Below are 21,076 nucleotides of genomic sequence, written 5' to 3' on the forward strand. Positions count from 1 at the left end.
AAACAGCCAGTGATATCAGCGCCTCCACGAGATTAGTGACCTGCGTCTGCCCACCGCTAAGATGGGCCTACGAGTTTAGACATGGCCATTGGGTTGATGGAGTCGATCTGGCAAAACCCAGAGCAACAGAGGGCAGACCACTAAGGTCATCACCGTCACCACTAAGATGATCTCCAGCCCCAGAAGCAGTTCTACATTGGCAATTCCGAAATTCATAATAGTCGCCTCCCACGCGGCAACAGGATGGGGTGCGTTCCTTCAGGAAGACTCCCTACTTCCGCCCTGCCTGGGAAAAGAGTTACTTGCAGGCAAGAGTGAACGATTGCGTCTGTATTTATTGTTACTTTTCCCTAGGAAAATGTCCACTCGAGTATTAATTTGTAATTTCGCGGTCGTTATTGTTACAAATCCTGCAGGGCTGCCGCTAGATTAAAGGAGGGCACCGCCACAGCTGGAACCAGCACCAGCGGTGCAGCCGTAGCAGTAAGGGCGGGTTTGAATGGTCTGAATCACATCGAGATTATTCGTCTGTAATAGGGTGGATAGGCTTATGGGAGTGCCATCGGGCAGATGCGATCGCACCCCTTCCATCTGATTAAAGTCGCAGTCATAGATATTTCCCAAATAGTCTACCGATAGCTGGTTGCGGCACATCAGGTGGGCCACGGTGTTAGGGTTGTGATGGTTTTCTAAAAACTTTGTATAGGGTTGGCAAAGTCCCTTTTTCTGCAAGGAATGCTTAACCCGACCAATGGGCAAATTAGTCAGGGTAAATAGGTGGTTAAAATCGATGTCAAAGTGTTCCTTGAGGTAAGTCTTATAGGCCTGTTCCAAATTTGCCTGATGGGGCGTTAAATAAAAGTTGCTATCGTGAGGCACCGGGGGATTGTACACCAAATCCAGTCCTAACTTAGGGATGCGGCCATAGCCCAGGTGATTGAGACGCTGTAGGGCTCGAATCGAGGCATTATACACCCCACTCCCCCGCTGGCGATCGACATTGTCTTCTAGATAACAAGGTAATGAGGCGACAACGTGCAATTGGTGAGTCGCAAAGTATTCAGGTAAATCGCCATAGCCCGGCTCAAAAAAGATGGTCAAGTTAGAGCGCACAATTACGGTTTTGCCCGTCACCCTGGCGGCTTCAGCAATGGGACGAAAGCCGTAGTTCATCTCTGGAGCCCCCCCGGTTAGATCCACCGTCTCAATCTGAGGAAACCGCCGAATTATCTCGACCAATTGCTCACATACCTGCGGTGAGAGTTCTTCGGTGCGCTTGGGACCCGCTTCCACATGGCAGTGAGTACAGGCTAGGTTGCACCGGCGGCCTAAATTAATTTGTAGAACCGTGATGGGTTGTTTGGTCAGAGGAGTGCCTAGGGTGTGCTCAAAGGGCGTAGCGGTGGTGGGCTGAGAATTAAGCGATGAAACCATGAACTTATCTAAGTTGGCGAACAATAGCAGACAGAAAAGAGAGGGCGCTAGGGCAGATAACTGAGCACAGTCAGTCGCGATCAACACTCCTAGCTAAGGAGCCTATCTGGTAAGACCGCCCCATCCTCGGTGCTGGCGCCTATAGCGAGAAAAAACCCAGACTTGGCACGGCGGCCAATTGATCCAGCAGCGTTACATTGTATGTATTCAACGGTAGGGAGCTGAATTTTTCCTGAGAGGCACCTAGAAATTCTCTCAGGCGATGGCTAAAACAGCGGTTGAGATAGTCTTGAAGATAGGGCTGATCCATGTCACTGGTAAGGTTGCGAGTCACCTCTCAAACAGACCGGTGATTGGCCAGAAAATGGCGGAGTACACTGACCACTGCAGCAGGGCGCTCTAGCTGAGGTAATGCCCCCGATTCAGCAATCTTGTAAACGGCCTGCACGGCGGTGGGATTGAGTTGAGCCAAGCGCTGGCCTCGACTAGCGGGGTTGAGGCGAGACGCTGCCCCCAGGATAAAGGCGGTGGGAATGTGAAGCTGACCCATATAACGACTGAGATCAAAACTAATGTCTCCCTTGAGGGAGGCCAAGGCAGCGTAGTCTGCCCCAGGCTGTTGAATACAGGTGAGATAGGCCTGGACGACCTCCTGGCTGAGCCGATCGGCGTTAGCAAACAAAAACGAGGTGAGAAAATTGCGCACGGCGGGCTCGTTGGCGGCGCCCAAAGCATAAACCAGGCGGTCGACGCCGGGAGTGCGAATCAGTTGAGCCGATAAGGACAGGCGATAGTTACGACCGAAATCACTATTGCCCGATGGTGACACCAGAGCTAGGGCACGGAATAGATCCGGACGCTGAATGGCCAAGCGAATCACCACACCGGCGGTCAGGGAGGTGGCCATCACTAGGGTAGGGGGGATGGTGACTCGCTCTAACAAGGTGGTCAAGATTTGGCAGTAGTCTGCGGTGCCGTAATCACGCGCAGGGTGATCTGACTGGCCCCAGCCCAACAAATCAGGGACAATGACGCCATAGTCTGGGGCGAAGGCAGGATAGACCTGCGACCATTCATAGGCGGATGAGCCTCCTCCCAGACTGTGCAGGAAGACGAGGGCGGGAGATTGGGGATCGGCAGTATCCCAGGGGGGCTGACTGGGTGTGTAGTAGACCAATTGCCCTAGTGAGGTTTCCAGACGATGGGACGCAACACCAATAGGCTGAAACTGCAGCATAGTCGTTTGCCAGGCTTCTCACTTTGTAGCTTACCGGAAGCGTTTGGATTCAGGCTGACTTCTGAAGGCTCGGGTTGTGGTCTAAGATTTAGCCTGAATTTAGTGGCAGATTCCCGTAAGAACGGAGCCAAGGCAGTCTAGAATCTAGCCAGAGCCTGCCTTGAGTTAGCCATGTGCCGTGATGGGGTTTGTCGTTGTAATGTCTGTGAATGATATTCCAGAGGCCCGTCGAGATGGGGGCTCAGGAGTTATTTCCGATGCCAGATCGAAACGTCCCTGGGGGGTAATTATTGCCGTTGCGATCGCACTGTTGGGCACCAGCCTCCTAGCCGCCTGGCGATTCATGTACGCCCCCCCCTCTCCCACACTGTCCTCAATGTCCCCGGTGCCGCCGTTGCCTGCTCCTATGGGCCCAACGATTCAAACAGAACTGCCCCCAGAGCCGACCCTGCTTGGTCATCGAGCCTATGCAGAAGCTGACCCCACCACCCTGGTCCCGATCACGGCAGACGGTCAGATTCAGCTGCATGAAGCTGCCGCAGAACCATTCCTGGCCATGGTAGCGGCCGCCCGACGCGAGGGCATTCATCTGGCCGCCCTATCCGGCTATCGATCGCAAGAGGAACAGCGCCGTCTGTTTTTCGACATCAAGGCAGATCGGGGACAGACTGCCTTAGATCGGGCCGAAGTTAGCGCTCCCCCGGGGTATAGTGAACACCACACCGGCTATGCCATCGATATCGGTGATGCCCAGCAACCCCAAACCCACTTAGACCCCACCTTTGCCAACACCCCAGCCTACGACTGGTTGGTTAACAATGCCGCCCATTATGGTTTTGAGCTGTCATTTCCCCCGGATAATGACCAAGACATTGCCTTTGAACCCTGGCACTGGCGCTTTGTGGGAAACCAAGACAGCCTAGAGACGTTTTATCAACAGTAAAGTCTCTGCCAGTACGATAGAGAAAACCTTGCCCATCCTGCATGCTTAGTCAGATCAAAGCCATCAGTGAGAAAATCGCCCCCCGCCTGATTGAAATTCGCCGTCACCTCCATAGCCATCCCGAACTCAGTGGCCAAGAATATCAGACCGCTGCCTATATTGCAGGCGTCCTGTCTTCCTGTGGCTTGCGAGTGCAGGAACTGGTAGGGAAAACCGGTGTCATTGGCGAACTGGAGGGGAGTGATCCGAATCGTCGCCTCCTAGCCATTCGCAGTGATATGGATGCCCTGCCCATCCATGAACTGACCGAACTGGAGTTTGCCTCCAGCAAACCCGGCATCATGCATGCCTGTGGTCACGATGTACACACCACTATTGGCTTAGGGACTGCCATGGTCTTGTCCCAGTTAGAGAGCCCTTTGGCAGGGTCCATCCGCTTCCTGTTTCAGCCAGCCGAAGAGACTGCCCAGGGGGCACGCTGGATGATCGCCGATGGCGTCATGGAAGGGGTAGATGCCATCTTTAGCCAGCATGTCTATCCCGTGATCCCAGCCGGCACCATTGGTATTCGCTATGGAGCCCTGACGGCGGCAGCCGATGATTTGGAAATTGTGATCACCGGAGAATCAGGCCATGGCGCCCGACCCCACGAAGCCATTGATGCCATCTGGATTGCTTCCCAAGTGATCACCACGTTGCAGCAATCCATCAGTCGTACCCAGAATCCACTACACCCAGTGGTGCTAACCATCGGCCAAATTTCAGGGGGGCGCGCGGCCAATGTCATCGCTGACCGGGTTAAGTTACTGGGGACAGTGCGCTCCCTGCACCCCGATACCCATCAGCACTTGCCCCAGTGGATCGAGGACATCGTTGCCGCGGTTTGCCAACCCTATGGCGCCAACTATCAAATCAATTACCGCCGAGGGGTGCCATCAGTCATGAATGACCTAGAGCTTACCCAGCTGACGGAGGTCTGTGCTGAAGATGCCTGGGGTAGCGATCGCATCCAGCTGATTCTGGAACCATCCCTAGGAGCTGAAGACTTTGCCCTCTACTTAGAGCATGCCGTTGGTACCATGTTTCGCCTGGGCGTTGGGGGAACCGATAGGTCTCAAAACTATCCGCTCCATCATCCTAAGTTTGACGTGGACGAGACCGCTATCACCACAGGAGTTGTCACCATGGCCTATGCAGCCTGCTGCTACTGGCAGAGAGCCTGTCCCCTGGGCAAGGCTCCTTAGCAGGACTCGCACTTTGCTAATGGGCTCGAGTCTAATACGGAGTCCCATGCGGCCAATTCAAATCCTAGAGAGGTTTAGCAGCATTTAGGCAGCAGTGCTACCATAGCGGTGAGACTCATGTACGCCACGTTTATAACAAACCTCCAATAAACGTCAACTAATTTCATCCACTGACAGAAATATTGAGATAAGTTAATCATGTGGATTGACACATCATCTGACCGGGCTCTGGCAATTAGTTTTAGACGCTGAGATCTTCCACCCTGTCTTGAAGCGCACGGCTAGGCTGCAATTGCAGCCTGAACGTCTAGCTCAGACCATGTCGCTTCGGGGCAGCAGATCCTCAACGCAATCATCGATGACTGTTTCGCCTAGGGTGAGGTGAATAGTCTAGGTAGCGGTTGTTTCTAATTCATTGCCGGTGTCCCCGTTCATCCCTCAGGACGCTGCTGACTTCTTCCATGACATTGCCCCTAAATTGCGATTCTTGTGCCCTCCCGGCGTTCGCTGCAGAGGAGGCATCCCCAGGTCATTCCGGGAAGAAACGGCCTCAAGTATTGGTCGTCGATGATGATGCCGACAATTTGCAATTGGCCTGCTATGTTGCTGAGCAGGCTGGTTATGCAGTTTTGTCGGCCAAAACCGGTCGTCAGGCGCTCGAGCTGATTGGCCATCAAGCTATCGATTTGCTGTTGCTGGATGTAGTGTTGCCAGAATTGGATGGATTCGCCGTCCTGAAGCGGGTGAGAGCTGGGGCAGACCAGGCGTTAATGGGGCCTAGATCATCTCAGGCGTTACCGGTGATTGCCATCACTGCCTTAGCATCGGAGGCGGATCAGAGGGAAATCATGGCAGCCGGATTTAATGATTATCTCTGTAAGCCCTACTCAATTCAGGCCTTAGAAAGCCTTTTGGCTCGTTATTGTCCCTTAGACAATCCAGCCATTATTGCCCCGGAATCGCCTCTCACTAGCCAGCGCTAGATTAGCAAAATGCCTGATGCGGTTTAGAGGCGATTGGCCAACTGCCTGGATAGTAGGCAGATAAGTCTTTCAGAACTACCGTGAATGCTCACACGAAATCGCTGCAAGCCTAGACAGAAGTTGTCTTGCCGGCGCTTTAAAATTTCCTTGGCAAATTAACTCCTAGGGATTCGCGTAGATTTACCCCAGACATTTGGGGAGTTCTCTCGCTGATGCCTCGATGGGGGGTCGTTAACCTACTAATAGATGGCGATGGCACCCACGGGCTTCTCTGCCAACGAATAGTCTTGGCTACTCGATTGCCAGTCTAAAGGGTGATGCGTCACCAGGCAGTATCTTCAAAGATCAAGGAAGATCAAGTAGTCTCGTGGGTTGCATCAATTATATTGGCAGCTCATTATATAGTTTCTTCGCTCCCCATGACTTCACACCTTCATGCCGCACCAACAACCGCTGATCAGCAAGTGCTGTGTTGCTATCAAAACCACAGCAGCAAAATTCAAGTGATTCGGATTGCCGACATACCAGATCAGTATTTTGAGCGGGTGGTTTTTCCTGGTCAGCGATTAATGTTCGAAGCGATTCCTGAAGCTCGCCTTGAGGTTCATACTGGCAGTCCGGTGGGAGCTATTTTGGCCGATACTATCCCGTGCGATCGCATCCGGGTAACCACCTAGGGCTCAGGCATTAGCCCACCACCTGGGCTCAAACCACAGCCAGGGAAAGCCCCGTGGTTACTATCAGTGGTCCTAATTCGGGCTTAGCGAAATTTAGCGAATCAATCCAGACCGTAGGGCTCTTACTGCCGCCTGAGTGCGGTCATTTACGCACAGCTTATTGAGAATACTACGGACATGGGTTTTCACCGTGCCGATGGTGATATAGAGCTTCTCAGCGATATCGGCATTACTGCCCCCTGCGGCGATTAGCTCCAAGATCTCTAATTCTCTATCGGTTAGGGGGTAGGTCTCGATGAGCTGTTTGTGCTCAGGGGTAATGGCATCAATTTCCACCGTCGCGTCCTGATGCGCTTCCTCAGTAGCCTGAGCATTGCGCATCTGCCGTAGCACGATGTTGGCGATGGCCGGATCAATCCAACTGTGACCTTGGGCAGTTTCCATCACAGCTGTCATGAGTTCGGCTGTCGCCAATTCTTTGGTGCAGTAAGAATGGGCACCAGCAGAGAATGCTGCCAGCACCGAATCCTCGCTATCGTGCATGGTTAGGATCAATATTCGGGTTGGCTGTTCCTGATTCGCTTGAGCTTCTTGGATCTGCCGGGTCAGTTCAATACCGTCAATGTCAGGCAACCCGATATCGACAATGGCGACGTCGGGGTGAGTATCTGCCACTAGCTGCAACCCCTTGGCACCTGTGGCTGCTTCCCCCAGAAAATTGAGCCCATGCTTCTGCAAAGCTGTCTTGAGCCCCATCCGAGTCAGATCATGATCTTCAATGAGGGCGACGCGGATTGCTTCCATAACTGAGTCTCCAGATACCTCTACCTAGTGGGGCAGGCTCAATCATTAAACCTTAGACAGGGTCAGACGTACAGGCCTAGGGACAGGCAAGAATTAACTCCCGAGCCAATTCTCTAAACTGAGTTTAAGTATAATCAAATTCTTCTACTAAATGTCTTCTATCACATTGACCATAGTCTAAACTCTCTCTCTAGACAGAGCAATTTAGCGAAATCTCTCAGTTATGATGCATACACTACCTCAGGAAAATAAGACTTTAAGAAAATGGCGTCCGCTGCTAGGCTCATCAGTCCTCGGCGCAAGCTCTGCGGAGATATCCTGGGAGATGGTTTGCCCTGCTAGCTTGGCAGCAAGGGCGTTCTATCGTATAGGTCATTTCTCTGATTCAAAAAAAGTCAGTAGCATGGGCGCCGCTGATGCCAAGGGACTGTTTTAGCGACATATAACACTAGTGTTTCAATATCTTCATGTTGTCTATACGATCAAATGCTGGATAGATAGCAAATGTCCTCTGTCAGTTACAAGAGGCCGCCCTACATTTTGGCGGTTGATGATTTACCCGATAACTTAGAGCTGATACAGGCCATTTTGGATGGCGAAGGTTATCGTATCCGCTACCTGGACAGCGGCACTAAGGCTTTGGAGCACATCCGCAAAGAGCCTCCCGATTTGGTGCTGCTAGATGTCATGATGCCGGATTTAGATGGTTATGAAGTCACTCACCACCTGCGTCAAGATAAGAGCCTGCCGTACATTCCAATCCTACTGATTACGGCCGATGATCAGTCTAATGTTGTCCGCGGGCTAGATGCTGGCGCCGATGATTTCATTCGCAAGCCAGTTGATATCGATGAGCTGTTGGCCCGGGTGCGATCGCTACTGCGCCTCAAGCACAGCATGGACGCCCAGGCGAATATGGTAAAGCAGCGAGATGATTTCGTGGCTCGCCTCACCCATGATTTGCGGACTCCTCTCGTAGCTGTCAATCGAGTCTTACAATTCTGCCTGGAGGGAGTCTATGGCGAGCCTCCCTCAGACATGCAAACGGCCTTGGCTAATGTGCTGCGTAACAACGATAATTTGCTGCAGATGGCCAATACCCTCTTAGAGGTGTATCGCCACGAGGCTGGCCACAAACATCTTGCCTTTTCCCCAGTCAATCTGTGGGAATTAGCAGCTACGGTGATTACCGAACTGAAGCCTCTCTGTCAGGAAAAATCATTGTACTTGACCCTTTGTCAAGAAACCAAGGTAGTCAATCCAGATAGCATTCAGCATCAAATAGAAATGCCACAATTCTGGGTCAAAGGTGACCGCTTAGAACTGCGGCGGGTAATCACCAATTTAATTGGCAATGCGATTAAGTTCACCGAGCAGGGCGGCGTTACTGTACGATTGGAGTCAACCGAGACTGACTCCGTGCAACTTATTGTTAGTGATACAGGACCTGGGATTACCCCTGAAGAGCAAGAGCAAATATTTGAGTGGTTCCGGCCTGGGAAGCATCGCCGTGCTAACAGTGGGTTAGGACTACATCTATCTCGCCGAATCGCTACTATGCATGGGGGTAGCTTGCAGGTAACATCCTCGTCAGAGGCTGGCAGCGACTTCATTTTAAAGCTGCCAAGAGTGACCACACCGTCCCCAAAGTGCCTGAATCAGACGGCTGACGCCCAAGTCGAAGCGACCGTCTCGACTTGCCCCCTCTAAGAGTTTTATCAGTGGTCATCAGTTCATTGGGAATAAAATTCGAGTACTACTAGCGCCATGAGGAACTAGCCCTTAGGTAGAGGTTTAAGATTCGAAATAGTGTCATCCTAGAATCGATAGGTCGTTATCGAGCCTAGCTTTGGATCAGGTCTGAAAGCTCGTTCGCAAGAAGGCGTTAGTCCTGAGCTGAGCTTGGCATATGGCTACTTAATTTCCCGACGGCCAAACAACTACTATTCGTTCAGCACTACCTCTGAAGTATGACCTCCGCATCCAGCGATATTGTCCGCAGTTATCTCAAAGAGATTGGCCGTATCACCATGCTTACTCGAGAGGAAGAAGTTTCCTTCGGTAAGCAAGTGCAGCAGTGGGTGAAGCTGCGAGACCTGAAGGAAGAGTTGACCGACACGTTAGGGCACGAGCCCAGCCATCAGGAATGGGCCCATGCTGCCGACCTGACCGAAGAGGAGTTAGCCCAAATTCTTGAAGATGGCGAACAGGCTAAGCAGCGCATGGTCGAGGCTAATCTGCGATTAGTGGTGTCAATTGCTAAGAAGTATACTAAACGCAATCTGGATTTGATGGACTTAATTCAGGAAGGTACCATTGGGCTGCAGCGGGGAGTTGAGAAGTTTGATCCGCTAAAGGGGTATCGCTTTTCGACCTATGCCTACTGGTGGATTCGTCAGGCCATCACCCGGGCCATTGCCGATAAGGGTCGTACAATTCGGCTACCGATCCATATCGTTGAGAAGCTGAATAAGATTCGAAAGACCCAACGGTCCTTAGCGCAAGAGCTGGGTCGCGCTGCCAAAGTCTCTGAAATCGCCAACGCCCTAGATATGCCCAACGAACAAGTGCGGGCGTGTTTAGAGCAGGCCCAGCGTCCCATGTCCCTCAATATGTTTGTGGGCGATCAGCAGAACACCGAATTTGGTGAGATGCTGGAAGATAAAGGAGAAAACTCTCCCGAGGATTATGCCACCCACTCGGCCCTGAAGCAGGACTTGGAAACCTCAATGACACGCCTGACTCCGCAGCAGCAACAGGTGCTGGCGCTTCGCTTCGGCCTGGATAATGGTAAGGGCTTATCTTTAGCGAAAGTCGGCCGACAAATGAATGTCAGCCGGGAGCGGGTGCGACAGATTGAGCGAGATGCCATGAAAAAGCTGCGTAGTCTTCGTCCCGATATGAAGTCTTACTTGGCGGTCTAATCTGCCTCAGGCTCCAGTGCCAAATTGTCTCGGTGGACAACGGTGTCAGCTCCCTCGTAGCCTAGCACCTCTGGAATTTGATCAGAGCGACAGCCACGAATCTGATGCAGTTCTTGGGAATCGTAATTGACGATGCCGCGAGCTACTTCTTGGCCGTTAACATCACACAACTGGACTGCATCCCGGCGTTGAAACTCTCCTGTCACCTGAGTGATGCCGGCGGCTAAGAGTGACTTCCCCCCTTGGCGGATGGCCTGCACGGCTCCTGCATCTAGATAGAGTCGTCCTGTGGGCACTAAACTGTTGGCAATCCAGCGCTTACGGGCGTTGTTAGGGCGCGGGTGAGGGGCAAACTGGGTGCCTAGGGGCTCGCCGGCCAAAATCTTCTCAATATTTTCGGGATGGCGTCCTTCGGTAATGGCCATACGAATGCCAGCGGCCGTAGCAATGCGAGCAGCCTCTAGTTTTGTCGCCATACCGCCGGTGCCCCACTGAGACCCGCGATCACCGACGACAATCTGCAGATCTTCTAGCTGTTTGAGCTTATCTACCTGATGGATGGGGTGGGCATCGGCATGATGGCGAGGGTCGGCTGAATACAGGCGATCGACATCGGTTAGCAAGAATAACCAATCGGCCCCGACTAGACTAGCTACCAAGGCTGACAGGGTATCGTTGTCTCCGAATTTGAGTTCCTCAATGGCCACCGTATCGTTTTCATTGACGATGGGGATAATGCCTAACTGGGTCAACTGACGGAACGTGCGATAGCTATTGACATAGCGAGAGCGCTGCTCTAAGTCGCTACGGGTGAGCAAAACCTGAGCAATGGGCTGGCTCAGGGCTGAAAACAGATCGTCATAGACTCGCATCAGGCGACCTTGGCCTACGGCGGCAACGGCTTGTTTCATTGCAATGGTGCGGGGGCGTTCACTCAGCCCGAGACGCACACAACCCACCCCCATGGCACCAGAGGAGACGAGAATTACCCGATGATCCTGTTGCCGTAGACGACTCAGGGTTTCTACCAAGCGAGCAATGGTGGACAGGGCTAGATAGCCACTCTTGCCTTGGGTCAGGCTTGAGGTACCAATTTTGACGACGAGGGTTTGGGGGCGGGGCACAGTTGCCATAGCCAGGAATCACTCTACAGTTAGCGTTCTCTTCTCCGTGAGAGTCGACGTCTCGCGAAATTAGGAAAGGATTAGTGTTGGCCAGTTAACCGAGACATGACTGATGGGTCAACTGCCGAGGCTAAGAAAACTGACTGGCTTACCGCTGCCCAAAGCATCATGGCAGTGGCTATGAATGCCATCATCACTGATGGTTAATGCAAAAGTATAGGCACTGGCCCTGAAATCTGGAACCAATGCCTATACACCCTATATCAACTTTGTCCAAGTCTACCCCCGCAGATCACCTACGGAAATCTTTAGGGTCGACTTGGTATAAACTCTAGGATCTTTATCAAGTGCTGATCCCATTAAAATCATTATTATCATCGCAACTGAGAGAACTATTGCCCCAGGTTTATCATTTTTTCTTTATATTTCAGCTTGCTAACGTTAAGCAAAGAAGTGTTGCAGAGTGTCTCTAAGCTGGGGACCAAATCTAATCGTCAGTGTCTCAAGAGGAGAATGTCTGTAGGGACACGCCCAATTTTTGGGATAACCACACCTCGAAGGCCCGCACCCAAGAATATCTGGCCACTTCCCCAGGACTGATCATGGGGTCCACCAGGATGGTGAACAGACCCATGCGATTGCCTGCCAGGACATCGGTAAAGAGGCGATCACCAACCATGGCTATCTGTTGAATCGGCAGATCCATGGCGCCAATAGCTCGCCGCAGTTTTCGTCGGGAAGGCTTGCGGGCTCCCATGATGTAGGGCACATCCACTGACTGGGCAATGCGACGAATACGGCTTTCATTCAAGTTGTTGCTGACCAACCATAGGGAGACTAAGGGTTTCATCTGCTCACACCAGGTTCGTACGGCTTGGTCTGCCTGGGGACAACGTACGGGGACCAGGGTTTCGTCGACATCTAGCACTAACCCTCGCAATCCATGGTGATGGATGATGTCTGGGGTTAGCCCGATAACAGAATCCCCCAGCACAAGATCGGGCTGTAAGAGCTTACCCCAGGTCATACTCGTTCCTCTTGGTGGATAAAACCGATACAATTCGATGGGCTGCTAGGAATCTATCAATTCTCGGCTCCATTCTCAGCTGCCTCTGAACCTTGATCAGCTTGCTGAGCCCGAATTTTAGCCTGAGCCGCTTCGTGCTCTTCCAGAGTACGACTGAAAATATGGGTACCATCGTAGCGGGCCACGAAGTAGAGGTAGTCTGTATCGGCTGGATTCAGAGTCGCCTCTAGGCTAGCTAGCCCGGGGCTGGCAATGGGCGTGGGTGGTAGGCCCGGATTCAGATACGTGTTGTAGGGGGAAGGGGTGCGAACTTGAGCTAGGGTCAGTGGTTGATCAGGGGTCTGTTGAATATTCAGGGCATATTCTACGGTGGGGTCGGCTCCGAGGGGCATATCCTGTTGCAAGCGCTGCATAAAAACGCCAGCAATTAGTTGGCGCTCATCGGCTACAACAGCTTCTTTTTCGACGATGCTGGCTAAGGTGACCCACTCCAGCAGGTTAAGCTCGGTGGTGGCCTCTTGATAGCGGGGTAGGGCCACGGCTTCGAAGCGATCTAGCATCTGTTGCACGATGGCCTCAGGGGTGACACCTGCTATGGGCAGCTGATAGGTATCTGGGTAGAGCAACCCTTCTAGGTGGGGCAGGTCGTCGGGTAGCCAAGGGTATCGATGGCGAGGAAGCTGCTGGGTTGCTGCGAGGAAGGCAGCGGCAGGAAAGAAACCCTCCGCCTCGAAGAACTCTGCCATCTGCTGTCGCGACCAGCCTTCGGGAATTGTGAAGGTTTGCTGCAGTACCTCCCCTTGCCAAATCTGGGTTGCGATCGCACCTAAAGGTTGACTGGGCGTCAGGGCATAGGTACCCGCCTGAAAGGCTCCCTGGGGCTGACGCAACCGCTGCCAGCGGGCCCAAAGGTCCCAGGCCAACGCCGAGCGAATCAAGCCGGCCGCCTCTAAATCCTCACCAATCTGCTGGCCAGACGTCCCCCTAGGAATATGGATTTGAATAGCGGTGTCAGCGTCAGCCTCCACAGGGGCACTGGCCCAACTCCACCAAGCCCACCCCTGCCAACCAGCTACGGCTACCGCTGCCGGGAGTAACAGGCTGTAGAAAATGGCTCTCGATAGGGTTTGGGAACGCATAGGCACAGCCACAGGGCAGGGTTAATCTAACACGTCAAACAGTTTATCCTCTAACTGGGTTCGAATTCGCTGGAACTCTTCAGGCGAAACAATCTCCATCTGACCCCAGGCATTGCGATGGGCGCAGATGAGGAGGGGATCGCTGGGGGTGCAGATGGTATACTCCTCATCCTGGTGGAAAAACGTGGCCAAAATTTGAAAGTCTTCAGTGGCCCCGTCCAAGGCAGTGCCCCACTCATCTAACTCCAGGGTGAGACAGTCATCATCATTGGCTTCAGGAATCTCACCAGCCGCCGTTAGGGTAATGGCAGTATGCTGCAAGGTTAGGTTCTGCTCCGCCAGCACGGCCCGGGCGGTGGGAAATAGCGTGTCAATATCCTCTTCTTCCACGTCCATCAGCACTTCATCCCCGTCTGACTGTCGCCAGACAAAGATTTCAATGGGAGCATCCACTGGTAAGAGCAGTAAATAACGTTGCCCGTCTACGTCAAAGGTTTGTTCAATGGAACAGGGCAGCGAACGACCGTCCTCGTCCATCAGCAATACTTGCTCGTCGTAGGCCTCGTTCACATCATCCTCCATCCTGACTCTGGCTTGGGTAATCAGGCCCTCACACTGGCGGCAAGGCCCCGGATGACCGGGAAGGCTCGGTACGTCGTTGATCTAGCCACTGTTGCAAAATGATTGCAGCAGCCTTGCGGTCAATCAACGCCTTATGGCGAGAGGGCGAGCGCTTGTCTCCCCGGATCAGCTGTTCCGCCTCCACGGAGGTGAGGCGCTCATCCACATAGTCTACGGGTAGTTGCAACACTGCCGATAGTCGCTGGGCGAATGCTTGCACCCGACGAGCTTGAGCTCCCATCTCACCTCCCATGGTGTAGGGCAACCCTACCACTAATACGGTGACCGCTCGCGACTCTACCAGGGAGCGCAACTCCTGCACGACTCGATCGAAGGAGGTGCGCTCTACGGTTGTGAGGCCAGTGGCAATTAACCCGGTGCGATCGCATCCAGCCACACCAATGCGTCGCTTACCCACATCCAGCCCCAACGCAGAGACCTCAGCCGAGCCCAAAGGGTTTGCCATAGAGAACGCGAACCTACGTTGACACAGCCTTAGACGTTACTCCCTAGAGCCATCGGCGGAAGCATCGGGCTCAGAGGCATCGTGGTCTGACGAGCGTCCCCAGCGATCTCGCTGTCGTCGGAAGGGCGCTACCTGCGACGGTAACGATAGTGGCCACTCCTCCGACCAAGACATCCGCCCCGGCACCGGCTTACCCGCTGGTTGTAGACCAGATAGCACATCAGAGAGCTGTAACCCTTCTAATGTCACCGGCTTGGTTTCCCGCATCTTGTGCCATACTGAGCGGGACATCAGCAGCGTGTGATCCTGAGGCACTGCCTGGGTTCTAACTAGATACTCCTCCCGCTCTGGCTGATAGTCCAAGGACGTGACCTGTAGAGACTGAGACGGGAATGGCTGCAATACCCGGGCCATTTGTGTCATCAACTCAGGGTACAACCAGGTATAGGCCGGATGCACTGTCAAATCTGCCCGGTGGGGATGCTGACCATCCCGATCGATCACCAGCTTAAAATGGCCAATTGCTGCCTTGCGCTGAGGTTCAAACACATAGGCATTCAGGACTTCATTGCGTTGCCACCAATTGGTCAGCCCCGCTGCGAGCAACTGCAAGACATTCGTCTTAAAATCTTGAATCTGATGGTCAAATACCTGCCTCACCAACGGGGGCATGGCTGCCGTATCCAACTGGTAGAGAAGCTGGGCATCGGCATTGCTGACCGGCAACAAATTCGGTAAGTCCGGTTCCCGGCCGCCCAAATCCGCTAGCTGTTCGGCCCCGATGGACCAATACGTCACCTGAGCCAAAGGCTGAAATCCATTCTGACGGTAGAGTGCCAGAGCCGCCTTACTATTGACATTCGTTTCGATGATCCAGGTACGGGCCTCCCAAATTGTCTCGAAGCAGTACCGCAGCAGCCGTGAGCCGATATCTCCGAAGAAGGTGGGGGCGCCAGTAGGCACAACTGAGCGATTGACGACTACCCGATCCACTTGCCAAGTACTACGAGTCCGATTAAACGGAGACACTTGGATCAGGCCGCATAACTGACCCTGACGCTCTGCTACAAAAGCGGAAAACAGATGCTGCCAGGGATTAGGGAAAAGACTTAAGACCTTCAACGGTCCGTACCACCGCCGTACCTGCTCCAGACGTTGAATCGTCTCTAAAGACGCCACCATTTCTCCGGCGTCAACAACATCCGCGGTCCACTGCCTCAGCTCATCTAAATCTCGATACTGGAGTGGACGAATTGTCAGCGCAGCGTCTGTAAAGGTCGAATGGGCCATAAAACTATCTATCTATACTATGCCACTGGAAACCTTGCTATTTATTTTAACCATTTCAGAGCAGTAACCCAGCATTGCCCCCCTGACTCGGCCGAACTCACCCGCCGCCTGACGACAGAGGTTGGCCGATGGTTTGAATTACGTTGCTGCGTCAGACCAGGCGGTGTAGGGATGCCGGGCCAGATTGACGTTAAAATAACGCGGATCGTGGGACACTTCTGGCCCCAACCAGCTTGGGTATTGTAAGGTCTGGTTTTCCTGTGTGAGCTCGACTTCGGCTAGAATCAGGCCTTGATTTGCTCCTAGGAACTCATCGATCTGCCAAATTAGATCCTCTAACTCAATGCGAGTACGCCATTTCTCAATCAAGGGAGGATCACACAGGATATCGAGTATCGCCATGGCCTCATCGTGGGGGATAGGATACTCAAACTCGCTGCGAGTTACCCCGGCGGTAGGTCCCTTCAAGGTTAAATAGCCTTGTTGGCCAACGACCCGAATCCTTACTGTACGTGCATCTGTGGTAGGAATGTAGCCCTGACGGTAGAGCACTCTTTGCCCTTGCGAACGCCAGCCATCCCCAGTGACTAAGAATTTGCGCTCAATTTCCTGGGCCATGGCAGCAATGCTCGCCTCTACAGATAGGACCACCGCTACAAAGCGGTATGCGATCGCAAGCCAGATAGCTCCCGAGTCTAGGATGCCATGGCCATGGTCCCCAACTATTTGACCGGTTCCACATTATAGAAAATCGTCCAATTAAGAGGGTTCTTCAATCGATAGGACTGGCCCCTGAGAATCAGGCTAACAGCCACTCGGGTCTTCAGATGAACTCTCAGCAAATAGTACCCGTCAGCAGCAGCATAGTGCTCCGCATCCTGCTTCACCATACAGGCTTCCTTGCGGTAGCGGCCTGCCCCACTGACTATGATTAGGATTGGATACTCGATCCGATGCTCCTGGGGCAACCGAAAAATACCATAGACACAATGCCGACCTTGCCAGGGTCTAGCGAAGACAGCGATGGGATGGCTTTGAAAGATTTCCCTATCGGCATCTAGAAACGAGATGTCGCTACATTGGGGATTCAGGAGAGCCTTCAGGGCCGCAACCATGAACAGGCACCTATTCTTTTATGTTTTTCAAGAGAGACGGGTCCTTGAGATCATGGTGTAATCCATAATTATGGATGGCAAATTGAATTTGCAATATCAGCCGGTCTTGGCTTAAGGGTCGGGTTGCCTTATGGTAGCAAAAGGTATCTTCAGCGAATCCAAACCCCCTAGGACCCAGAATAGAAATCACATTTTCGGATCCGTAGCAGGCGATAATATCCTCATCCTTACGACGTTTCACCGGCCAGAGAATTTGAGGGAGAGTTTTGTTGGTGTGGCTGCCACGAACACAGACATGAGGACCGCCATTCTCATCTACATCGGTCAGATAAAAGAAGAATCTGAGACAGGCATAGTCATCTAGATCATAGTGAAAGAAGGTGATCGTCTTGTTAGAATCGTAAGGGTTTGCATCTTCAACAACGAAATTCCACCATAGTCGGCTGCCAGTGAAAATGGGATCGGCATCCAGATATCTAGCCGCAATTTCAACTAGTTTTGGATCTTCGGCCAATGTCTTTATGGCTGGACATAGCAAACTCGTGTTAAAGTACTGCGCTGTGAATAGCGTAGTCTCGCAGTTAAGCTCATCTTTCTCGGAATAGAGAAATCCTAGCCGAGGATTCAAATTTCCATAACAGGAAGTGGAATAGGCGAATTCTAGTATCTCTTGCAGAATATGATCTGGCAAAGTCACACCAAGACGCAATCCATCTTCTTTTAAGGTGTCTGCGATGTCAACTGCGTTGACCTCATTAAAATTTGAAGCGTCAGATTGAGATAAATGCTGTTGGAGATTTGCCTGATTGGCCATCTTCCTGACGATAGAACGAATCCAACCAAATCTTCCGGCGATGGCCATTAAAAACCATCTAGGATTTTTACGCATTTTATCTAAATATTTAGTGAGTCTCAGGAAGACTTCGATATAGAGCCCTCTGAAAAAAAGAGTCTCTCTCCTAGTTGCAGACATGGTCGAAATCCTCATGTCAGGCTTCAAAAACATGACTGAAATTAATCTTCTCGAGATTTAAAACTTCTATCACCAAGAGGAGTCAAGGCGACTGATCACTTGGACTCAAATTCAAGATTGACCTTGGCTCTAGGAGCTATCTTTCAGATGCGTCAAAATATGTCTTGGTATATGCCTTGGTAGACCCATTTCCCTTTCTTACGAGAGATCATGGCTCATGGTGTAGGGGCTGTCAGGCTGATATTTTATTTTCACAAAAACTTTATCGGAGATTGAGATTCTGTTTAAGTACTGGGGTACCGTAATTACATCGCTCAGCCAGTGTTTCCTGCATGGAGTCCTAGGGTGCTTTAACATGCGGCAATGGTTGACTGGCTGTCTTTTGACGTGGGTAGTAGGGGTAGCCATACTGAATGTGTAGATATGGCGTTGGCCAGTCAGCTTAGGGCATGACTGATCGCCCAATGGCCCAGTCTAGGGAGGCGGACTGGCTCGCCACCGCACAAAACATTGTGGCGGTGGCTATAACAATAGCCGCTTGCGGCTGATTCTCTAGTTCAATGAGTGGGAAGGCTTCGCCGCCTTCCCACTTTTTTAAGGTTTCCCCTTTTACTTGGGCGTACTGGGCTGACTGGCTCAGAGGATATTTGGAAAGTACCCTGCAACCTTGCTCCAGACTGGATTCTGGCCAACAGAGTCATACACTCTAAAACGCTTACCCTGCAGGGCTTTCAGCCGAGTTTTCAAATGTCCTCTCAGGCTAGATTATTCTCGCTCCAGGCGAGTCTGCAGTTCAGTCTTGACGCGGTTCAGGATGGACTGCTCGTCTAAGGAATTGAGAATGCGGCTAACCACAGCTTTTGGCCCCTCAGGCCCCCAAGTGGCTCCATTGACCAGATAGGCCTTGGCTACTTGACCAATGCCATAGGTGGAGACCCCTGCCACGGCAGCTTGGGTCAAGGCTACGGAGAGATAGGGCGGTAAGGAGAGGCCACCGGTGGCTATGGTTGAGAGCCCTAGCAATCCTTTGAGGGAACTGAGGCCAAAGGTAACCAAGAGTTCGCTGGCAGGGAGTCCGCCTAACCCTAAAGCCATCTGTCGCAGCAGATTCAGCGCGCCGGTTTGAGTCATGGGTAAGCCGTAGAGCCGGGACAGGGTAGTAATCAAGGCCACGTCTACTGCGGCCCCACCTAGGAGGTCGGCCACCATGATCGGGTTGATGGCCACGGCCATGGCCTTGGTCATGACGGCAGTCCAGATGGCATCGTCGGCGATGCGATCGCAAATTTGTTGCTTTCGCTGCAATAGCTGTTGGTTGACGGTATCAGCATAAAGCAGGGTATTGAGGGCAATCAGGGATTTGCCGTCACGGTGCAAAATCTCCAGAATCTTTAACTTCAGGGCATCCACTTGGGGAGCTCCTCGGCGAGTCTGGGTAATAATTTGGCCATCGGGTCGCTTTACCGCCTCCACTACCAGTGGAGCTGCCGCTGCCATGACAATGTCCTCAGGAGCAATTAGCTCCTGTAGCCGCCGATCTCGCAGCGTCTCATAGATAGCTTGTCGATCGAGCTGGGGATAGTGATCGATCTTGTTAAACACCAGCAGTAGAGGCTTGCCTGCCTGCCGCAGGTTTTCTAAGGCCTGATACTCTACCCGGGTGATATCCCCAGCCACCACAAACAGAATCAAATCCACCTGGCGAGCAATACGTTGGGCCAGAGCCTCTCGCTGTTCCCCAGCCACCTCATCCAGACCAGGGGTATCCACGAGTTCGATCCGAGACTGCCCTATCCCTGGCAGAGAGACTCTGACCAGAGACTGCCCTGGGCTCTCGCTCAGCAGCTCGTGGTGCATCTGCCAGCGACTACTCTCGACCTGCTGGGTTATCCCATGAGTTGGCCCCGTGGCAAACACCGATTGTCCCAGCAGGGCGTTGAGCAACGAGGATTTGCCTCGCCCTACCAACCCGAATACAGCAATATGAATCACTGCTTGCTCCAGCTTGGTCAATAGGCCGGTCAGGCTGGCAATATCATCCTCTAGGCCAGCCCGTTCCCGGGGGGAGAGCTCTAGACGGTCGACCAATTGCTGCAGCACCGCCTGGGCCTCTTGATAGTGGAGGTCTGTCTGTAGGGCATCAAAGTCAGCAATTAAGTCAGCTAATGCTTGTTCGGTTGCTGCTGACCCAGGATCGTTGGCGCCAGTAGAGGAGGATGTCATTGGCCAGGGAGCCTACATGAGCGAATCAGCCATCATCCATAGCCTAGAGCGCCAGGGGCAAACCTTGTCAGCCGGTGAGCCCAGGCTCGACTTCCCTTGAGTTTGGTGGCGATCAGCCCCGGTCAAGGACTATGGTGGGGTCCTTTTCACCATAGCTAATCTCTGGGATAGACGAGAGCCTCTGGTCATAGACGACGGCGTTAGTTTAGCGACTAGTTGTTAACTGGGGGAGTCTGAGAGCGCTAGAGTGGCAGGGCAGCAATAGGCGGTCGATGGTTGCGATTAGGAGCTAGGATTTGGCATACCGTGGTCTAGGGTTGGGGATTGATGAGAGAATGCCTAGTATTCCCAGCCTGTACCCTATGGAGTTTCTCAATTCAGCCCAACAGCAGTGTTACGACCGCATTACTCCCTGGATGCATGATTTGTTCGGGGATGCTGTCTTAACCTTCGAAGATGAGCCCCTATTTATCGTCAACTTTGGCTCGGCGGTAGCCTCTACCCGGGTCATGCCCTGGGATGATGCCGAATCCCTGATTACCACCCGTGCCTATGTGGTTACCGATGTCACCATCACCCCAGAGTTGACCTATTACCTGTTGCGGGAAAACAATGGTATTCAATTTGGTCGCTTTGCCCTAGATGCAGAGAATGATGTCGTTTTAGAGCATAGTCTGGTGGGGTCTACCTGCGATCGCATCGAACTGAAGTACTCTGTGACCACCGTGATTCGCATCGCCGACGACTACGACGACGAAATTGTGGCCCGATGGGGCGGCAAGCGCGCCCTCGATCGCTGGTCTTCCTAGTACAGAAAGGCAGAAGGAAAAGGGCAGAAGGCAGAAGGGGAAT

General features: G+C 52.6%; 22 protein-coding genes and 1 riboswitch. Of the genes, 7 read left to right on the forward strand and 15 right to left on the reverse strand.

Translation table 11 applies throughout. The annotated features are described in order from the left end of the window. Positions 1–75: 75 nt before the first annotated feature. The 4 genes from XM38_RS25685 to XM38_RS02770 all read right to left on the reverse strand — a co-directional run bounded on the left by XM38_RS25685 (position 76) and on the right by XM38_RS02770 (position 2,671). A complete protein-coding gene (locus XM38_RS25685) occupies positions 76–216 on the reverse strand; it encodes a hypothetical protein (protein WP_187329250.1) in 141 nt (46 codons plus the stop codon). A gap of 31 nt (positions 217–247) precedes the next feature. Next, positions 248–323: riboswitch (Glutamine riboswitch) on the reverse strand. Between the two features lie 106 nt (positions 324–429). Next, the gene (arsS, locus tag XM38_RS02765) at positions 430–1,434 is read right to left on the reverse strand and encodes an arsenosugar biosynthesis radical SAM (seleno)protein ArsS (protein WP_088431488.1); all 1,005 of its coding nucleotides are present in this window, start codon (positions 1,432–1,434) and stop codon (positions 430–432) included. 139 nt (positions 1,435–1,573) lie between these two features. Next, complete coding sequence (locus XM38_RS25690) at positions 1,574–1,744, reverse strand: hypothetical protein (RefSeq protein ID WP_187329251.1); 171 nt, start codon at positions 1,742–1,744, stop codon at positions 1,574–1,576. A 27-nt stretch (positions 1,745–1,771) separates the two neighbouring features. Continuing rightward, a complete protein-coding gene (locus XM38_RS02770) occupies positions 1,772–2,671 on the reverse strand; it encodes an alpha/beta fold hydrolase (protein ID WP_088429026.1) in 900 nt (299 codons plus the stop codon). Between the two features lie 181 nt (positions 2,672–2,852). Between XM38_RS02770 and XM38_RS02775 the strand changes: the two genes are divergently transcribed. The 4 genes from XM38_RS02775 (at position 2,853) to XM38_RS02790 (ending at position 6,518) form a co-directional block, all read left to right on the forward strand. Continuing rightward, positions 2,853–3,614, forward strand: coding sequence for a M15 family metallopeptidase (locus XM38_RS02775; RefSeq protein ID WP_088429028.1), 762 nt, complete (start codon positions 2,853–2,855; stop codon positions 3,612–3,614). A gap of 41 nt (positions 3,615–3,655) precedes the next feature. After that, positions 3,656–4,858 carry a M20 family metallopeptidase gene (locus XM38_RS02780; protein WP_088429030.1) on the forward strand — a complete coding sequence of 401 codons (1,203 nt, stop codon included), beginning with the start codon at positions 3,656–3,658 and terminating at the stop codon, positions 4,856–4,858. Positions 4,859–5,319: 461 nt separating this feature from the next. After that, positions 5,320–5,841, forward strand: coding sequence for a response regulator transcription factor (locus XM38_RS02785; RefSeq protein ID WP_080808480.1), 522 nt, complete (start codon positions 5,320–5,322; stop codon positions 5,839–5,841). Positions 5,842–6,260: 419 nt separating this feature from the next. Beyond that, on the forward strand, positions 6,261–6,518 hold the full coding sequence (locus XM38_RS02790; protein WP_080808476.1) for a DUF1830 domain-containing protein: 258 nt from the start codon (positions 6,261–6,263) through the stop codon (positions 6,516–6,518). A 93-nt stretch (positions 6,519–6,611) separates the two neighbouring features. On the opposite strand, the gene XM38_RS02795 is transcribed toward XM38_RS02790, so the two are convergent. After that, a complete protein-coding gene (locus tag XM38_RS02795; protein ID WP_080808473.1) occupies positions 6,612–7,322 on the reverse strand; it encodes a response regulator in 711 nt (236 codons plus the stop codon). Positions 7,323–7,826: 504 nt separating this feature from the next. Between XM38_RS02795 and XM38_RS02800 the strand changes: the two genes are divergently transcribed. Beyond that, the gene (locus tag XM38_RS02800; RefSeq protein ID WP_080808470.1) at positions 7,827–9,032 is read left to right on the forward strand and encodes an ATP-binding response regulator; all 1,206 of its coding nucleotides are present in this window, start codon (positions 7,827–7,829) and stop codon (positions 9,030–9,032) included. Positions 9,033–9,292: 260 nt separating this feature from the next. Further along, positions 9,293–10,246, forward strand: a complete 954-nt coding sequence (locus XM38_RS02805; RefSeq protein ID WP_080808467.1) for an RpoD/SigA family RNA polymerase sigma factor — start codon at positions 9,293–9,295, stop codon at positions 10,244–10,246. On the opposite strand, the gene proB is transcribed toward XM38_RS02805, so the two are convergent. The 10 genes from proB to XM38_RS02855 all read right to left on the reverse strand — a co-directional run bounded on the left by proB (position 10,243) and on the right by XM38_RS02855 (position 20,224). Beyond that, positions 10,243–11,379, reverse strand: coding sequence for a glutamate 5-kinase (gene proB, locus XM38_RS02810; RefSeq protein WP_088429032.1), 1,137 nt, complete (start codon positions 11,377–11,379; stop codon positions 10,243–10,245). The genes XM38_RS02805 and proB overlap by 4 nt on opposite strands. A gap of 493 nt (positions 11,380–11,872) precedes the next feature. Then, positions 11,873–12,397 carry a YqeG family HAD IIIA-type phosphatase gene (locus XM38_RS02815; RefSeq protein WP_080808459.1) on the reverse strand — a complete coding sequence of 175 codons (525 nt, stop codon included), beginning with the start codon at positions 12,395–12,397 and terminating at the stop codon, positions 11,873–11,875. A 56-nt stretch (positions 12,398–12,453) separates the two neighbouring features. Beyond that, entirely contained in the window at positions 12,454–13,536 is a 1,083-nt protein-coding gene (gene mltG, locus XM38_RS02820) for an endolytic transglycosylase MltG (RefSeq protein ID WP_080808457.1), read from the reverse strand. 21 nt (positions 13,537–13,557) lie between these two features. Beyond that, entirely contained in the window at positions 13,558–14,106 is a 549-nt protein-coding gene (locus XM38_RS02825) for a DUF3727 domain-containing protein (RefSeq protein WP_225889167.1), read from the reverse strand. Positions 14,107–14,146: 40 nt separating this feature from the next. Beyond that, positions 14,147–14,623, reverse strand: coding sequence for a Holliday junction resolvase RuvX (gene ruvX, locus XM38_RS02830; protein WP_080808456.1), 477 nt, complete (start codon positions 14,621–14,623; stop codon positions 14,147–14,149). Positions 14,624–14,659: 36 nt separating this feature from the next. Continuing rightward, positions 14,660–15,913: a GNAT family N-acetyltransferase gene (locus tag XM38_RS02835; RefSeq protein WP_088429034.1), complete on the reverse strand. Its 1,254-nt coding sequence runs from the start codon at positions 15,911–15,913 to the stop codon at positions 14,660–14,662. Between the two features lie 138 nt (positions 15,914–16,051). Next, entirely contained in the window at positions 16,052–16,564 is a 513-nt protein-coding gene (locus XM38_RS02840) for a CYTH domain-containing protein (protein WP_306441454.1), read from the reverse strand. A 71-nt stretch (positions 16,565–16,635) separates the two neighbouring features. Further along, positions 16,636–17,028, reverse strand: a complete 393-nt coding sequence (locus tag XM38_RS02845; protein ID WP_088429036.1) for a hypothetical protein — start codon at positions 17,026–17,028, stop codon at positions 16,636–16,638. A 10-nt stretch (positions 17,029–17,038) separates the two neighbouring features. Beyond that, on the reverse strand, positions 17,039–18,001 hold the full coding sequence (locus tag XM38_RS02850) for a phytanoyl-CoA dioxygenase family protein (protein WP_080813722.1): 963 nt from the start codon (positions 17,999–18,001) through the stop codon (positions 17,039–17,041). 765 nt (positions 18,002–18,766) lie between these two features. Continuing rightward, the gene (locus tag XM38_RS02855) at positions 18,767–20,224 is read right to left on the reverse strand and encodes a DUF697 domain-containing protein (protein ID WP_080813699.1); all 1,458 of its coding nucleotides are present in this window, start codon (positions 20,222–20,224) and stop codon (positions 18,767–18,769) included. 362 nt (positions 20,225–20,586) lie between these two features. On the opposite strand from XM38_RS02855, the gene XM38_RS02860 reads away from it, so the two are divergent. Beyond that, complete coding sequence (locus XM38_RS02860; protein WP_088431492.1) at positions 20,587–21,033, forward strand: T3SS (YopN, CesT) and YbjN peptide-binding chaperone 1; 447 nt, start codon at positions 20,587–20,589, stop codon at positions 21,031–21,033. Positions 21,034–21,076 lie beyond the last annotated feature (43 nt).

The organism is Halomicronema hongdechloris C2206, from assembly GCF_002075285.3.
GTDB lineage: Bacteria > Cyanobacteriota > Cyanobacteriia > Phormidesmidales > Phormidesmidaceae > Halomicronema_B > Halomicronema_B hongdechloris.

What these genes read in the sequence shown, in the direction of transcription:
- XM38_RS25685 (WP_187329250.1), bottom strand. Translation starts at nt 216, where the DNA reads ATGAATTTCGGAATTGCCAATGTAGAACTGCTTCTGGGGCTGGAGATC.
- arsS (WP_088431488.1), bottom strand. Translation starts at nt 1,434, where the DNA reads ATGGTTTCATCGCTTAATTCTCAGCCCACCACCGCTACGCCCTTTGAG.
- XM38_RS25690 (WP_187329251.1), bottom strand. Translation starts at nt 1,744, where the DNA reads ATGGATCAGCCCTATCTTCAAGACTATCTCAACCGCTGTTTTAGCCAT.
- XM38_RS02770 (WP_088429026.1), bottom strand. Translation starts at nt 2,671, where the DNA reads ATGCTGCAGTTTCAGCCTATTGGTGTTGCGTCCCATCGTCTGGAAACC.
- XM38_RS02775 (WP_088429028.1), top strand. Translation starts at nt 2,853, where the DNA reads ATGGGGTTTGTCGTTGTAATGTCTGTGAATGATATTCCAGAGGCCCGT.
- XM38_RS02780 (WP_088429030.1), top strand. Translation starts at nt 3,656, where the DNA reads ATGCTTAGTCAGATCAAAGCCATCAGTGAGAAAATCGCCCCCCGCCTG.
- XM38_RS02785 (WP_080808480.1), top strand. Translation starts at nt 5,320, where the DNA reads ATGACATTGCCCCTAAATTGCGATTCTTGTGCCCTCCCGGCGTTCGCT.
- XM38_RS02790 (WP_080808476.1), top strand. Translation starts at nt 6,261, where the DNA reads ATGACTTCACACCTTCATGCCGCACCAACAACCGCTGATCAGCAAGTG.
- XM38_RS02795 (WP_080808473.1), bottom strand. Translation starts at nt 7,322, where the DNA reads ATGGAAGCAATCCGCGTCGCCCTCATTGAAGATCATGATCTGACTCGG.
- XM38_RS02800 (WP_080808470.1), top strand. Translation starts at nt 7,827, where the DNA reads ATGTCCTCTGTCAGTTACAAGAGGCCGCCCTACATTTTGGCGGTTGAT.
- XM38_RS02805 (WP_080808467.1), top strand. Translation starts at nt 9,293, where the DNA reads ATGACCTCCGCATCCAGCGATATTGTCCGCAGTTATCTCAAAGAGATT.
- proB (WP_088429032.1), bottom strand. Translation starts at nt 11,379, where the DNA reads ATGGCAACTGTGCCCCGCCCCCAAACCCTCGTCGTCAAAATTGGTACC.
- XM38_RS02815 (WP_080808459.1), bottom strand. Translation starts at nt 12,397, where the DNA reads ATGACCTGGGGTAAGCTCTTACAGCCCGATCTTGTGCTGGGGGATTCT.
- mltG (WP_080808457.1), bottom strand. Translation starts at nt 13,536, where the DNA reads ATGCGTTCCCAAACCCTATCGAGAGCCATTTTCTACAGCCTGTTACTC.
- ruvX (WP_080808456.1), bottom strand. Translation starts at nt 14,623, where the DNA reads ATGGCAAACCCTTTGGGCTCGGCTGAGGTCTCTGCGTTGGGGCTGGAT.
- XM38_RS02835 (WP_088429034.1), bottom strand. Translation starts at nt 15,913, where the DNA reads ATGGCCCATTCGACCTTTACAGACGCTGCGCTGACAATTCGTCCACTC.
- XM38_RS02845 (WP_088429036.1), bottom strand. Translation starts at nt 17,028, where the DNA reads ATGGTTGCGGCCCTGAAGGCTCTCCTGAATCCCCAATGTAGCGACATC.
- XM38_RS02850 (WP_080813722.1), bottom strand. Translation starts at nt 18,001, where the DNA reads ATGTCTGCAACTAGGAGAGAGACTCTTTTTTTCAGAGGGCTCTATATC.
- XM38_RS02855 (WP_080813699.1), bottom strand. Translation starts at nt 20,224, where the DNA reads ATGACATCCTCCTCTACTGGCGCCAACGATCCTGGGTCAGCAGCAACC.
- XM38_RS02860 (WP_088431492.1), top strand. Translation starts at nt 20,587, where the DNA reads ATGGAGTTTCTCAATTCAGCCCAACAGCAGTGTTACGACCGCATTACT.